Origin of the sequence: Siphonobacter aquaeclarae, assembly GCF_900103285.1 — a bacterium.
GTDB lineage: Bacteria > Bacteroidota > Bacteroidia > Cytophagales > Spirosomataceae > Siphonobacter > Siphonobacter aquaeclarae.
The window spans coordinates 307,845-321,273 of the sequence record NZ_FNGS01000001.1 but is presented as its reverse complement, the minus strand read 5'-3'; the positions used below and the strand labels follow the sequence as shown (position 1 = coordinate 321,273).

Here is a 13,429-nt window from a genome sequence, read left to right as displayed (position 1 = left end):
GTCTTTAAAAGAAAGAATCCATTATATCCTCTTCTTATTCCGGGTTTAAAAGCGGCCATGTCCCATTGATAGTCATAGTTCGGTTCTATCCACCCTCGCATTGGATGCCCTCAGGGTTTCGATTTCTATCTTGAATGATCGAGACTGGTCATGGACGCGTCAGCAGACCGCTTTGCCATCGGTTATTCGGGTCATTCCAATGATAGGTAAAAGCAACTTTTCGGTAATTGGGAAATAGGTCGATCAAAAGCAGAAAGGAGGCTCCCGCCTCCTTTTTCATTCCTACTCGTCGTGATGCACCATCCACTGAATCCCGAACTTATCGTCAAACATTCCGAAATAAGCGCCCCAGGACGCCCGGCCAAGCGGTACTTTGACGATTCCGCCTGCTGAAAGTCCGTCAAACAGCCGATGCGCTTCTTCTTTGCTTTCCGCCTGAACAGACAGGTAGAAGTTGTTTCCGACGGTCAGCGGGTGCCCCATTGACTCGAGCGCATCGGTCCCCATCAGGATGTTTCCATTGCCCAGCGGGAGGGAAATATGCATGATTTTATCCCGGTCTTCGGGACGGAGGCGATCCGCTTCCGGGGTATCAGAGAAGCGTTCGAGCGTCAGGAATTCACCGCCAAGAACCGATTGATAGAAGCGGAATGCTTCTTCTGTAGTGCCGTTAAAATTGAGATAGGAATTGAAAATAGCCATGATAGTCAGTATTTAAGAATCCAGTGAATACCAAAACGGTCGGTGACGCTGCCGATCCACCCGTCAAAAAACGCATGTACCGGTTGCTGTATCTTTCCGCCGGCAGACAATACCTCAAATTGCCGCCGGAGTTCCTCTTCCGACCCGCAGGTAAGCGCGAGCGAAATCATCGGTTCTGGCGCCGGCGTTACCGGTCCGCCCACGTCACTGCCAAGCAAGACCAACTCATCCTGAACAAGACTCGCATGCAGAATATGCTTGCCGAGGTGCGGAGGCCATTGATCGGCCATGGGCGAGTCTTCGACGGTGAGCAGGCTCAGCTCGCCTCCCAGGCACCCCTGGTAGAAAAGCATCGCCTCCCGGCAGCGGCCGCCCAGATTGAGGTATGCGTGTAGTTGTGACATGGTGTTTGCAGAAGTACAGGGCAAACTTACGCTGTCGGAATATTCCCCGCGCGGTGCAAATCCGGCAACTTTGGGGGTTGATTCCGACAACTGAAACCGATAGCTTTGTTGACCATGAAACACATCTCTCTGCTGATTCCGGCGGGTGATACCAGCCTGAGCAACCTCGAAGCGACCTACAAGATGTTTACCCGGAGTAACGACGCGGTCGTCCGCGCCGGTAAACCACCCCTGTTTCAGGTACAGCTCGTCGGACTTACCCGCGAGGCGCGGCTGAGCAACGGCGTTTTCTCCGTTCAGCCCGACGTTTCTTTCGACGAAATCGACCGCACCGATCTCATCATTATTCCGGCAGTGCATGGCGATATGCAGCAGGTAATCGCCGCCAACAGTGCCTTTGCGCCGTGGATTGTCCGACAGTACCGGCAGGGCGCGGAGGTGGTTTCGCTGTGTATCGGGGCGTTTATTCTGGCGTCGACCGGCCTGCTGGATGGCCGGAGCTGCACGACGCACTGGCTGTCGGCAGATGAATTCCGGCGTATGTTTCCCAACGTTGAACTGACGGCCTACAAAATCATCACCGACGAAGGCGGCATCTACACCAGCGGCGGCGCCTATTCCGCCCTGAACCTGATTGTGTACCTGGTCGAAAAATTTGCCGGCCGGGATATGGCCCTGCTGACTTCGAAGGTTTTTGAAATCGACATTGATCGGAACAGCCAGTCTCCCTTTATCATTTTCAAAGGCCAGAAAGACCACGAAGACGAGCCCATCAAGCGCGCGCAGGAGTTTATCGAGCAGAATTTTCAGGAGCGGATTACGGTAGATCAGCTTGCGTCGACCTTCGCGATCGGTCGCCGAAACCTCGAACGACGGTTCAAGAAAGCTACTGCCAATACTGTTGCCGAATACATCCAGCGGGTGAAGATCGAGGCCGCCAAAATCAGCCTCGAATCCTCCCGCGAGAATGTCAATGAAGTGATGTATAAAGTCGGTTATACCGACCCGAAGGCCTTTCGGGTTATTTTCAAGCGGATTACCGGTCTGTCTCCGCTGCAATACCGGAACAAATACAACCGGGAAATTTCCGTGTAAAGCTACTCTTCGCTCGCGTTATTAAGCGCGGACAGCAACGCATAGGCGCCTTTCAGCACCAGCGGCGTACCGGCAGGGTCCAGACCGTCCGGCAGCTGAATGGCGACATATCCGCCGTCTCTCACGCCGGGCGTCACCTCTACCTGACGGAAACGGTACGCTGCGCCCGACTTACCTTCTGCTGTATACACATATGATTTACCGCCGAATGCCGCCACCGCGGTCTCGGGTACGGCCAGGGTATTCCGTATCCCGACGCGCACCTGAGCGGTTACATAGCTTCCCGGGATAAAGTCTGCCGAAACAGCCGCCGGGCGCACCAGTACCGAAACCGTCCGGTCCGCTTCCAGCGATTTTCCGATCAGAAAAACGGTACCGGAATGCGTCGCGGACGATTCCGCACCGACGCCGAACTGCACGGATTGTCCCGTGCGGATCGCCGGAATATCCTTTTCAAAAACCGTCAGTTTTAGGTATACACGGCTCATTTCGGCGATTTCGGCGATGATATCGGTTGGATTGACGAAGCGGCCGTTGTTTGCCGGCACACTGGTGATGAAACCGGATACCGGCGCGGATACGGTAATCGTGCGCGTCAGCCGCGTAGCGTCGAGCTGATCGGCATCGATTCCGATCAGTGCCAGGCGCTGGCGTAGTCCCGCCAGTTGTGCCAGCAGGCTCTGCCGGTTGGAACGTACTTGTTGCAAATCGCGCAGCGCGCTGACATTCGCTTTGCTGAGATCGAGCTGGCGCGCATACTCCAGCTCGATGTAGTCGGTTTTGGCTTTGGTATCCAGGTAGTCCTGCTGCAACTGAATGTATTCGGGATTCTCGAGGACTACGAGCGTCTGTCCTTTCTTCACCGGCATACCCGGTTCAAGGCGTATCTGACGGATGTATCCACCCAGCGGTACGGAAACGGAAACCCGGTTTTCGGCCGGAAGATCCAGTATTCCATTGATTTTCAAAGAAGTATTGAGCGGACGAAGGGTCGCATTGCCGATAACAATGCCCGCTACTTCGTACTGTGCCGGAGAAAGTGTAACGCGTACCTCCGCGGTATCGGCGGGAGCGGTATCTGCCGTCTCCGGTGTTTTCTGCCCGCCGCATCCGGCTAAAAACAGGCCGGCCAGCAGCAATCCTGTCAGAATGGCTTTCATGATTTATGATCGGAAGATTTTGCTTCGAAAAGAGAATACAGAATCGGCAGAACGAGGAGCGTGAGCAGTGTCGCTGTCAGCAACCCGCCGATGACGACCGTCGCCAGCGGCTTCTGTACCTCGGCTCCTGCCGAGTTGGACAGCGCCATCGGAATAAAACCGAAGGAGGCCACAAGTGCCGTCATTACCACCGGGCGGAGGCGGATTTCGGTCCCCACCCGAATGATCTCGGTGATATCCTTCAGCCCCTCCTCGTGCCGCAGGCGGTTGAACTCCGCAATCAGCACGATACCGTTGAGTACGGCTACGCCGAAAAGCGCGATAAACCCGACGCCCGCCGAAATACTGAACGGCATACCCCGCAGCCACAAAGCGACAACCCCGCCGATAGCCGCCAGCGGAATCGCCATGAAAATCAGCAGGCTCTGGCGTACCGACCCAAACGTAAAAAACAGCAACAGGAAGATGAGGCCTAAGGCAACCGGCACGGCTATTGCCAGGCGGTTACGGGCGTCCACCAAATTCTGAAACTGCCCGCCATACGTAATCGAATACCCCGGCGGAAAGCGGACCGAAGCCCCTACCTTCTGTTGCAGTTCGGTGACAATACTCTCCACATCCCGGCCGCGTACGTTGAATCCCAGGGTAATACGGCGGTGCGCCGCGTCCCGCTGAATCTGATTCGGCGCTTGCTCCATCGAAATCGTCGCTACTTCGCTCAGGGGTATCTGGCGACCATCCGGCGTACCGATAAATACGTTACCAATGTCTTCCATGCTTTGCCGTTTGTTTTCGGAGAGACGTACTACGAGGTCGAAACGCTTTTCGCCTTCGAATACCAGCCCTGCCGACTGCCCGGCAAACGCCGTGTTAATGACCCGGTTGACATCTGCGACATTCAGGCCAAAACGGGCAATACGGGCGCGGTCGAGCCGGATCAGAATCTGCGACAACCCTGCTACCTGCTCGATGTACACGTCTTTGGCCCCATCGATGGTCCGGATCAGCTTGCCGACCTGCTTGGCGAGGGCTTCCAGTTGAGCGAGATCTTCGCCGTAAATTTTGAGTCCGACGTCCTGCCGGGCGCCGGTCATCAGTTCATTGAAACGCATCTGTACCGGCTGCTGGAACCCGAACGTAACACCGGGAATAACCGACAATGCCTCCGCCATTTTTCCGGCAAGCTCATCGCGGGTACGGGCGGAGGTCCACTCGTTCTTCGGCTTCAGTATGACCATCAGGTCAGAGGCTTCAATCGGCATAGGGTCGGTCGGAATTTCGCCGGAACCGATTTTCGCCACCACCTGCTCCACTTCCGGAAATTGTTTGAGCAGAATCTTTTCAGCCTTTAGTGTCGCATCGGTAGTTTCGGACAGGGAACTGCCGGTAAGCGTGCGGGTATCGACGGCAAAATCGCCTTCGTCCAGCTGCGGGATAAACTCCCCGCCCATGCGTGAAAACAGCCACAGCGACCCTGCCAGCAATGCAACCGCTCCGGCAAGTACCGGAATCCGGAAACGAAGCGCATGCAGCAAAAACGGCTCATACCAGCGGTGCAGCCTTTTCATGAGGCGATCCGAGAAGGTCTCCTTATGGACGATCCTGCGGCTGAGAAAAAGCGCCGAGATCATCGGTACATAGGTCAATGACAGAATGAATGCACCCAGAATCGCGAAGGCAACCGTCAGCGCCATCGGCCGGAACATTTTCCCCTCGATTCCTGACAGCGCCAGAATCGGCAGGTACACAATGAGGATGATGATTTCTCCGAAGGCGGCAGACGAACGTATGCGCGAAGCGGAGTGAAATACCTCGTCGTCCATTTCCTGCTGTGTCAGTACTTTGTCCCGGTTTCGCAGGAGCATGTGGTGGAGCGTCGCCTCGACGATGATGACCGCGCCGTCGACGATCAATCCGAAATCAATCGCTCCGAGACTCATCAGGTTACCCGATACGCCGAAGAGATTCATCATCGCGATTGCAAAAAGCAGCGCCAGGGGAATGACGGAGGCGACAATGGCCCCCGCCCGGAAATTTCCCAACAGCAATACCAGCACGAAAATGACGATAGCCGCGCCTTCCAGGAGGTTTCGCTCCACGGTACCAATGGCGCTGTTGACCATTTTGGTGCGGTCCAGAAACGGAATGATCTGTACGCCCTCCGGCAGGGTTTTTTCGATTTCCGCGATTTTCGTTTTGACACGGCGAATCACGGCTGACGAGTTTTCTCCTTTGATCATCATGACCAGCGCGCCGACGGTCTCGCCCTCCCCGTTCCGGGTGACGGCGCCGTAGCGTACCGCCGATCCGATCCGGACTTCGGCGACATCCCGCACACGGACGGGTAACTTACTCTGATTCAGCCGGATGACGATATCGGCAATGTCGTCTGTCGACCCGATCAGACCGTCCGACCGGATAAACCAGGCATTCGGTTTTTTGTCGATATACGCGCCCCCGGTATTCTGATTGTTTTGCTGAAGGGCCGTGAACAGGTCTGTAATCGTGATGCCGGCGCTGCGGAGGCGGTCGGGGTCGATCGCAATTTCAAACTGTTTGACCAGCCCGCCGAAACTGCTGACATCTGCTACGCCCGGCGTTCCGAGCAGCCCCCGGCGGATGATCCAATCCTGAATCGTCCGCAGATCGGAAAGCGTAAACTTTTTCTCGTACCCTTTTTTGGGGACGACGGTGTACTGGAAAATTTCCCCCAATCCGGTGGTTACAGGCGCCATCGTCGGCGTACCTACCCCCGGCGGGATTTGCCCGGCAACCTGCTGGAGCCGCTCGGCGATCTGCTGGCGGGCCCAGTAGACGTCGGTTTCGTCGGCAAAAACGACGGTGACAATGGATAGGCCAAACCGCGAAAACGACCGCAGCTCCGTCAATCCGGAAATATTCGACAGGCTTACTTCAATGGGAAAGGTGACCAGACGTTCGATGTCTTCGGCCGCCAGGGACGGGCTGCTGGTAATCACCTGCACCTGGTTGTTGGTGATATCCGGAACGGCGTCAATAGGCAGACGGGTAACCGACCAGCCTCCCCAGACCACCAGGGCCAGGATCATCAGGCCGATCACCAGTTTGTTCCGGATGGAAAACTGTATGATCGCGTTGAGCATAATCTTCTTTTCGGAAGAAATGAAAAAAGAGAAAACCCGTCAGCAGCCCGGTCCTTTTCCTCCGGAAAGAAAGAAAACGACCCGAAAGGGCATACCTCGGCCTGCAGGCGGACCTAGTTTCCTCGGGGAGGGTTTATCAACGCGAAAACGGAAAGGAAAGAATACAAATCAGCCTTTCGGAAGAAATCAGCCCGCGAGATAAGGACGGAGGCCGTCGCCGGCGGAAGATTCCAGCTCTGCGCAACCGGAGGAAAAACCGGTATCGAATGGCTCGACGAAGGCAGGTTCTGGTGACTGTGGTTGGGATGTTTGTGGTGCTCGGAATCGGCACCGTAATGCATCCGCAGAAAATCCAGAAAACTCAGTGAAGCATCTGTATGCCGGTGCTCCTGAAAATGCCGGGTCAGCTCGCCGAGGCAGGCAGACTGATCCACACCCATACCCGGAAGAAAACTTCCGGCAAGGGTCCAGCAGGTCAGGAAGATGGCTACGAGTGCTTTCATCGGCGTGATACCCGGCAAAGGTAAAACGTATAGGGAATGGTTCCTGCCGGAAGAGATAATTTGGAAGCTTTCTAACGCAGCAGGGAGGCAAGCGACGGCCAGCCATAGCCACCGTGAAAAGATCCGTCGGGTGACAGCAGCCTTACGCCGCCCATTTTTTCATAAAAAAAGCACGATGGATTTTCCGCCTCGCCGAACAGCAGCATCGCCCGGGCGCCGTCGTCATACAGGCGACGCGCCACTGCCAGTAGCAGCTGCCGACCGATCCCCAGGCGTTGGTAGGTCTGCAACAGGTAAATTTTGTTGAGCTGCCCGTCATACTCTGGCAGCGCCGGATCGAAATACCCGTTTCCGGACGCGAAGCCCGCTACTTCACCGCGCTCATTTTCAGCCAGGTAACAAAATCGGTCCGTCTGATGTAGGAGCTCTGTCCACTGCCGGTGGCGGAGGGCAAACGTCGGCGGGTTAAGCCCTCCGTGCGTCTCAGCAAACGCTTGTACATGGACGCGGGCGATTGCCCCGGCATCGGCAGGAAGGGCCCTGCGAACGGAGATACGCGCAGGATCGATGCCAAGCGCTGCCAGCCGCCTCCGGTTAGCGGAAGCAGAAGGCCGCCTCAGGTTCCGGATAGCGCGAATCCAGGTTGAAAAGCGTTTTTTCATGTGAACTTTTTTGAAAATTGCCGGTTACAATGCCCAAACCGTTGCCTACCGTGGAAACCATTGTCTTCAATAAAACCGAATGCGGCGTCGACTTTCTGCTGAATGTGCTTCCCGGCGCCGAAGTAGCCACGCATTACCGGCAACGGGATGTCTATCAGTCAGACTGTTTTGAAATACTGTTTTTCCGGAAAGCGGAAGGATACCTGCTTGTCGATCAGACCCGTTTACCCGTCCGGGACCAAACCATTGTCTTTTTATCCCCTTATCAGCGCCGGCAGTGGAAAACAACTTCCGCTGATTTTACGGTACTGCTTTTCAGGGAAGACTTTCTGAATGAATTCTTCGCTGACAAGCTCTTTTCCTACCGGTTGCTGTATTTCTACCAGCACGATCACCCGCTGACGTTATCCGTTTCGGCCGAAGAGCTCGACCGGTTCTGCCAGGCGCTTACGGAAATCAAAGCCGAGCTGACGCATTCGCGGGGCGACAGCGGCCACCTCATCCGATCGCTGCTGTATTACCTCCTTCTCCGCCTGAACCGGAACTATGCCCTGCAATATGGTCTTTCCCTGGATAAGCCTGAGAATCATTATGCATTCGAGTTCAAAAAGCTGATGGAAACGCATATCCGGGAAAAACAGCGGGTCAATGAGTATGCTTCCCTGCTTCAGGTCAGCCGGATTTCCCTGAATAAGGCCGTTCAGCAACAGTTTTTCGTCACCGCGGCGCATCTGCTGAAACAACGGATGGTAGTTGAGATTAAAAACCTGCTCCTCCACGACCGCCTCTCTGTCGGCGAAGCGGCTGCCACCCTGCACTTCTCTGAAACGAACCACCTCATGCGGTTCTTCAAAACCCAGACCGGGCAAACGATTTCGGAATTCCTGCGTGATTATCAAAATGGTAGTTCTTCGGAGTGATTTGGTAGGGCGCCGGCGGCAGGGCCGCTCTACTTTTGCTGCCGGTGCTGATGACAGCGCCATCAAACGAATTCCTTCATGACTGCTTTTCCCCTTTCGCTGACGCTCGTCCGCAACGCGACAATCATACTGAAGTATGCCGGTCACCGTATTCTGATCGACCCGATGCTTTCTCCAAAAGATACCTTCCCGCCTTTTGGCGGAAAAGCCCGTAATCCGCTGGTGGACCTTCCGATCCCCGTGGAGGAAATTGTCCGGAATACGGATCTCGTGCTCGTTACGCATACGCACCCCGACCACTACGACCAGGCGGCGGCCAACGCCCTCGACCCTGCGGTGGAGTTGTTGTATCAGCCGGCAGACGAGGCCCTTTTCCCGCGTGAAAAGTTTGAAAATGCCCGCGTAGTGGAGTCTTCCGTTACCTGGAAAAACATACGGATCGACCGTACCTACGCCCAGCACGGCAGCGGAGAGGTACTTGACCTGATGGGATATGCTTCGGGTTTTGTGCTCCGGTCAGAAGGACAGCCGACAATCTACCTTGTCGGCGATGGCATCTGGACCGAAGAAATCCGTGAAAACATCCGTCGGTTTGAACCGGATATCCTCGTCCTGAACGCCGGCGGCGCCGTAAAACCCGGCTACGAAGCTACTCCTATCCTGATGAACGAAGCGGATACCGTCGCGGTACTGGCCGAAAGCGGCAATGCGACGGTCATAGCCGTACACCTCGAAGCGCTTGATCATTGCCTGACCACCCGGGCGTCCCTCCGGCTGGCGGCCCGGCAGCACGGTATTCCGGATAGCCGTTTGCTTATTCCGGCTGACGGGGAGACGATCTCCCTGTACTAAACGGGAGGCAGCCTGAACGGGCTGCCTCTCACGATTTTTCGGCAATACCTTCAGCAGAAACGGGTTTGTCGTCGCTCAGGCGGCGTACCAGCCACGGCAGCGTTGTGCCTTGCCCGACAATTGTAAATAGTACGACGGCGACGGAAAGAAAGAGAATAACATTGCGGTTTGGAAACGGCGTTCCGTCCTGAAGCGTAGCCGGAAGTGCCAGAGCCGTCGCCAAAGAAACAATACCCCGCATACCCGACCAGCTGATAATCAGACTGGTTTTGGCATCAAGGAGTGCTTCTTCGGTAATCCGGCCTTTGTTCTGCAAAAACGCCTGCTTCAGGTTGCGCTGTTGGGAAAACACCCGGAACGCGCGGAGCACAAGCGCCAGTACTGTGATCAGAAAGGCATAAAATGTCAGCGGAATGCAGTCTGCTATTTCCATTTCCGCCATGGCATAGGGCAATTGCAGGCCTATCAGGATGAAAATAAGCCCGTTCAGCAGGAAAATCGGATATCCCATAATCCCCGCGATTGATTTTTCAGGGCTTCGGGGAATACTTTCCGGCTGAAGCGCGAGATAGACAGGCCCAGTACTACAACGGCGATCACACCTGACACGTGTATTTCCTCTGCCAGCAGGTACGTTACAAACGGCATCAGCAGCATGAAACTGATGCATACCTGGTTGTTTTTCCGGACCCGGGCCAGCACGAAACCCAGCAGCTTGCCCATCACCAGCCCTACGGCAAACCCGCCGCCGAGAAGGATGACAAAGGACAATCCGGCTTCCCACCAGACAAAAGCACTGCCCGTCACCGCAGCAACCGCAAACCGGTAGGCTACCAGCGCCGACGCGTCGTTGACCAGGCTTTCCCCTTCCAGAATGGTACTTGTTTTGTGGGAAAGGCCGAGCCCTTTCGTCACGCTCATGGCGGAGACTGCGTCGGTCGCCGACAGAATTGCGCCCAATACAAACGAAAGCGGCCAGGTCATCCCCGGAATCAGGTAGTGAGCGAGTACGGCAATACCCGCCGCCGACAAAAACACCAGCCCTATCGCCAGCGTGCTGACGGTATGCAGGTGGGTTTTCAGCTCTTTAAACGAGATGGTAAACGCCGCGTCGTAGAGCAGCGGCGGCAGAAACAGGAGGAAGATAATCTCCGGATCAAGCTCAATATGAGGCAATTCCGGAACAAAGCCGATGGCAATACCGGCGGTGATCAGCAGGACGGGATATGGCAGCCGGATCTTCTCCGCCACCGCCGAAAGCCCGATCATGATTGTCAGAATAAAGAGGACAATACTGTATTTCTCCATTAGTTGTTACAGCGTGCTGTTCCGCGAAGCCAGCCATTCGGTGTAGGTTGTTTCTTCCGGAACATCCGTTTCACTTTCAAAATCGATCCGGTAGCCGTCCGGATCGGTAAAAGACACGACCCACAGGTTGTTGCCCACAAAGGGTTCGCTGACGGGTATGTTCCTTTCCCGCGCCTCGTGGTATAATACGAGCGCGTCTTCACACAAAAAGATAACCACGACACCCTGACCACGTGGCTCCGGCAACGTGCCGGTATAGTCGGGCGCTGGTTCCTGCATCATGAGAAAGCCTTCGTCGCGCCGGATCATACACCATTCGATGCGCCCCCGCGGCCGCCACTCGTGAACGATCGAAAAACCGAGGCCATCGAGGTAAAACCGCAGCGACGCGTCGGTGTCGGCCACAGTCAGAAAAGGAACAGTTTGTTTGATTCCCAGCGGCATACTACGGGCGTTTCAGGAAAACCGGCACCTGCCGGAAGGCGGAATTTAGTCATTTGCCGGGGAAAAGAAATGCCTGTTTCCGGACAGCAAATCCTGCTTTTCCCGAAAAATGCCGGAATTCCTTCGCTATTTCTATCCTTCTCCCGAAAAAATACCAGTTGTTTCCCCGGCTTTCTATTCGATTATTCGCAGATAGCCCTAGTTTTGCAGTCGCTAAAAAAGGGGATACCCCTATCAGGACTTTTTGCTACGGCGAAAAGATCACTCGCCCACCTCCACCGCCGACGCACGTTTCGCCCGCCCCGCCAGGTTTTGTCGATCTATCCCGACGGATACATGTTGTATTCGCCTGAAACCTGTATGTCGTTCAGTCGCCATGACTCATTATCACCTCAAACCGGGCGCGATTCTGTCGCTCAACCTGTCGCTGGCAGTCCTTTCCACACGGCTGGCTCAGGGACAGGGAAAGGACGTAGTGAATCTTGTGGGTTCCGAGATTGTGATTGCCATCATGTGCTTCGCCGTCTGGTTGTCTTCCATGTACATCCTCCGGGAGCCGCGCGTCCCACGCAACTGGCAGAAATTCTGCGTCGCCCTGCCCGCGGCGATGGTGATTTCTGTCGTATTCTATTTTGGAGGAAACTTATTTTTTGAAGATTATCCGCTTCAGCCCATCCGTGAACTGCCCTGGTACCTCGGCCTGGCCCGGCTTTGCTATCGCGGCACGCTGGTTATTTTTCTGATGTATCCCATTGCCTACTACCTGGAAGAACAGCGGAAAATCCAGCTGGAACGGACAGAATTGGAGGAATTGCGGCGGGAGGAGTTGCTTATTCACCTCGAATTCCTCCGGCAGCAGATGGAGCCGCATTTCCTCCTGAACTCCCTCAGTGTATTGAAAGCATCTACGGAAGAGGAATCAACGCGGCATTTCGTCGTCCAGCTTTCAAATCTGTACCGCTACCTGTTGCATTACAACGGCTCGTCGGCCCTGGCGACGCTGGAGCAGGAACTGGAGTTTGTCCGCTCCTATTTTTACCTGCTGGAGGCCCGGCACGAGGCCGGAATTCAGTTGCATGTCCGCGTTTCGGAAGAAGATCAGCGCTTTCGTGTGCCGCCGATGGCGCTGCAAACGCTGATTGAGAATGCCGTCAAGCATAACGTTGTTTCGGCCGAACAGCCGCTCCAGATTTCGATTTACCGGGAGGCTTCGTCTCTCGTCGTCTCCAATACCCTTCGGTTGAAGCAGCATGCGCTGCCGTCTTCGCGTATCGGTCTCCGGAACCTGGCCGAGCGATACCGCCTGCTGGCGGGGAAGTCGATTACGGTTCACCGGGACGAAACCCATTTTTCTGTTAAACTACCACTTATCCGACCATGACGATTTTATTGCTTGAAGACAACCGGAAGGCGGCCGACGACCTCGCCCGCCTGATCCGGGAATGGAAACCGGATGTCCGGATCGAAGGCCCGCTGGCCTCCCTTGAAGCCACCGCCCGCTGGTTTGCCACCCACCCGCTTCCGGACCTTATTTTCGCCGATATTGAGCTTTCCGACGGGTTGAGCCTCACTTTTTTCCGGGAACAGCTTCCGCCTGTCCCGATCATTTTCTGTACGGCGTACGACCGGTATGCACTCGAAGCATTTGAGAGCGCGGGCGTTGATTACCTGCTCAAGCCCGTCGACCCCGAAAAGCTGACCCGCAGTTTCGGCAAAATCGGGTTGCTGCACGCCATTTTCGCACGGGAGGAGTTCGAGGAAAAGATCAGCCGGGTGATCCGGCAACTGACGTCTCCCTATCGCCGGACGCTCGTGGTACACCGCCGCGGCCGGCTTATTCCGTTGAATGTCGAAGAAATCCGATTCGCGTATACCGAAAATGACATCGTATATCTGCATACGAGGGACAGGCGGTATGAAGCGGATTCGTCCATGGAAAACCTCGAAGCCGATCTCGATCCGCATCAGTTCTTCCGGGCCAACCGGCAGTTTCTTATTGCAAGGGATGCCATCGCCGAAGTACACCGGGGCTTTGCCCGTAAACTGACGGTAACGCTGCACATTCCGACGCCCGTCGCGGTTGTCATCAGCAAGGCGAAAGCATCGGCATTTTTGAAATGGATGGAGGACTGATGCCCGCCTGACCGCTGAATTTGCCCGTCTCGGCCAATTTTTTCTCAGTCGGCCTGCCTTCGCCTTCTACTTTCGAATCGTTTTTCCGAGGGAGGCAACTCCTTCCTCCGAACTACAGTACTCC

Annotated in this window: 14 protein-coding genes; 5 read left to right on the top strand and 9 right to left on the bottom strand. The window is 55.4% G+C overall.

Annotation, left to right across the window (positions count from 1 at the left end; genetic code table 11):
- Positions 1-282: 282 nt before the first annotated feature.
- Entirely contained in the window at positions 283-702 is a 420-nt protein-coding gene (locus BLR09_RS01215; protein WP_093196685.1) for a VOC family protein, read from the bottom strand.
- 5 nt (positions 703-707) lie between these two features.
- Positions 708-1,106 (bottom strand): VOC family protein, encoded by a 399-nt coding sequence (locus BLR09_RS01210; protein WP_093196683.1) that lies wholly within the window; start codon positions 1,104-1,106, stop codon positions 708-710.
- Between the two features lie 114 nt (positions 1,107-1,220).
- Here BLR09_RS01210 and BLR09_RS01205 point away from each other — a divergent pair, with 114 nt between their 5' ends.
- Complete coding sequence (locus BLR09_RS01205) at positions 1,221-2,201, top strand: GlxA family transcriptional regulator (protein ID WP_093196681.1); 981 nt, start codon at positions 1,221-1,223, stop codon at positions 2,199-2,201.
- A gap of 2 nt (positions 2,202-2,203) precedes the next feature.
- On the opposite strand, the gene BLR09_RS01200 is transcribed toward BLR09_RS01205, so the two are convergent.
- From BLR09_RS01200 to BLR09_RS01185, 4 genes are all read right to left on the bottom strand, one after another.
- Positions 2,204-3,361, bottom strand: coding sequence for an efflux RND transporter periplasmic adaptor subunit (locus tag BLR09_RS01200; protein WP_093196679.1), 1,158 nt, complete (start codon positions 3,359-3,361; stop codon positions 2,204-2,206).
- A complete protein-coding gene (locus BLR09_RS01195) occupies positions 3,358-6,483 on the bottom strand; it encodes an efflux RND transporter permease subunit (RefSeq protein WP_093196677.1) in 3,126 nt (1,041 codons plus the stop codon). Before BLR09_RS01195 ends, BLR09_RS01200 begins: the two co-directional genes overlap by 4 nt.
- Positions 6,484-6,596: 113 nt before the next feature.
- A complete protein-coding gene (locus tag BLR09_RS01190; protein WP_093196675.1) occupies positions 6,597-6,986 on the bottom strand; it encodes a hypothetical protein in 390 nt (129 codons plus the stop codon).
- A gap of 71 nt (positions 6,987-7,057) precedes the next feature.
- The gene (locus BLR09_RS01185) at positions 7,058-7,648 is read right to left on the bottom strand and encodes a GNAT family N-acetyltransferase (protein ID WP_093196673.1); all 591 of its coding nucleotides are present in this window, start codon (positions 7,646-7,648) and stop codon (positions 7,058-7,060) included.
- 29 nt (positions 7,649-7,677) lie between these two features.
- On the opposite strand from BLR09_RS01185, the gene BLR09_RS01180 reads away from it, so the two are divergent.
- The gene (locus tag BLR09_RS01180) at positions 7,678-8,568 is read left to right on the top strand and encodes a helix-turn-helix domain-containing protein (RefSeq protein WP_093196671.1); all 891 of its coding nucleotides are present in this window, start codon (positions 7,678-7,680) and stop codon (positions 8,566-8,568) included.
- A 78-nt stretch (positions 8,569-8,646) separates the two neighbouring features.
- A complete protein-coding gene (locus tag BLR09_RS01175; RefSeq protein WP_093196669.1) occupies positions 8,647-9,420 on the top strand; it encodes an MBL fold metallo-hydrolase in 774 nt (257 codons plus the stop codon).
- Between the two features lie 28 nt (positions 9,421-9,448).
- On the opposite strand, the gene BLR09_RS25835 is transcribed toward BLR09_RS01175, so the two are convergent.
- From BLR09_RS25835 to BLR09_RS01165, 3 genes are read right to left on the bottom strand one after another with little or no spacing between them, the layout of a single operon-like run.
- Positions 9,449-9,931, bottom strand: coding sequence for a cation:proton antiporter domain-containing protein (locus BLR09_RS25835; protein WP_218126563.1), 483 nt, complete (start codon positions 9,929-9,931; stop codon positions 9,449-9,451).
- Positions 9,907-10,728 carry a cation:proton antiporter gene (locus BLR09_RS25830; RefSeq protein WP_218126562.1) on the bottom strand — a complete coding sequence of 274 codons (822 nt, stop codon included), beginning with the start codon at positions 10,726-10,728 and terminating at the stop codon, positions 9,907-9,909. Before BLR09_RS25830 ends, BLR09_RS25835 begins: the two co-directional genes overlap by 25 nt.
- Before the next feature lie 6 nt (positions 10,729-10,734).
- Complete coding sequence (locus BLR09_RS01165) at positions 10,735-11,172, bottom strand: VOC family protein (RefSeq protein WP_093196667.1); 438 nt, start codon at positions 11,170-11,172, stop codon at positions 10,735-10,737.
- A 376-nt stretch (positions 11,173-11,548) separates the two neighbouring features.
- Between BLR09_RS01165 and BLR09_RS01160 the strand changes: the two genes are divergently transcribed.
- Both BLR09_RS01160 and BLR09_RS01155 read left to right on the top strand, forming a co-directional pair.
- Positions 11,549-12,553: a sensor histidine kinase gene (locus BLR09_RS01160; protein ID WP_093196665.1), complete on the top strand. Its 1,005-nt coding sequence runs from the start codon at positions 11,549-11,551 to the stop codon at positions 12,551-12,553.
- Complete coding sequence (locus BLR09_RS01155) at positions 12,550-13,305, top strand: LytR/AlgR family response regulator transcription factor (protein WP_093196663.1); 756 nt, start codon at positions 12,550-12,552, stop codon at positions 13,303-13,305. Before BLR09_RS01160 ends, BLR09_RS01155 begins: the two co-directional genes overlap by 4 nt.
- Positions 13,306-13,429: the final 124 nt, after the last annotated feature.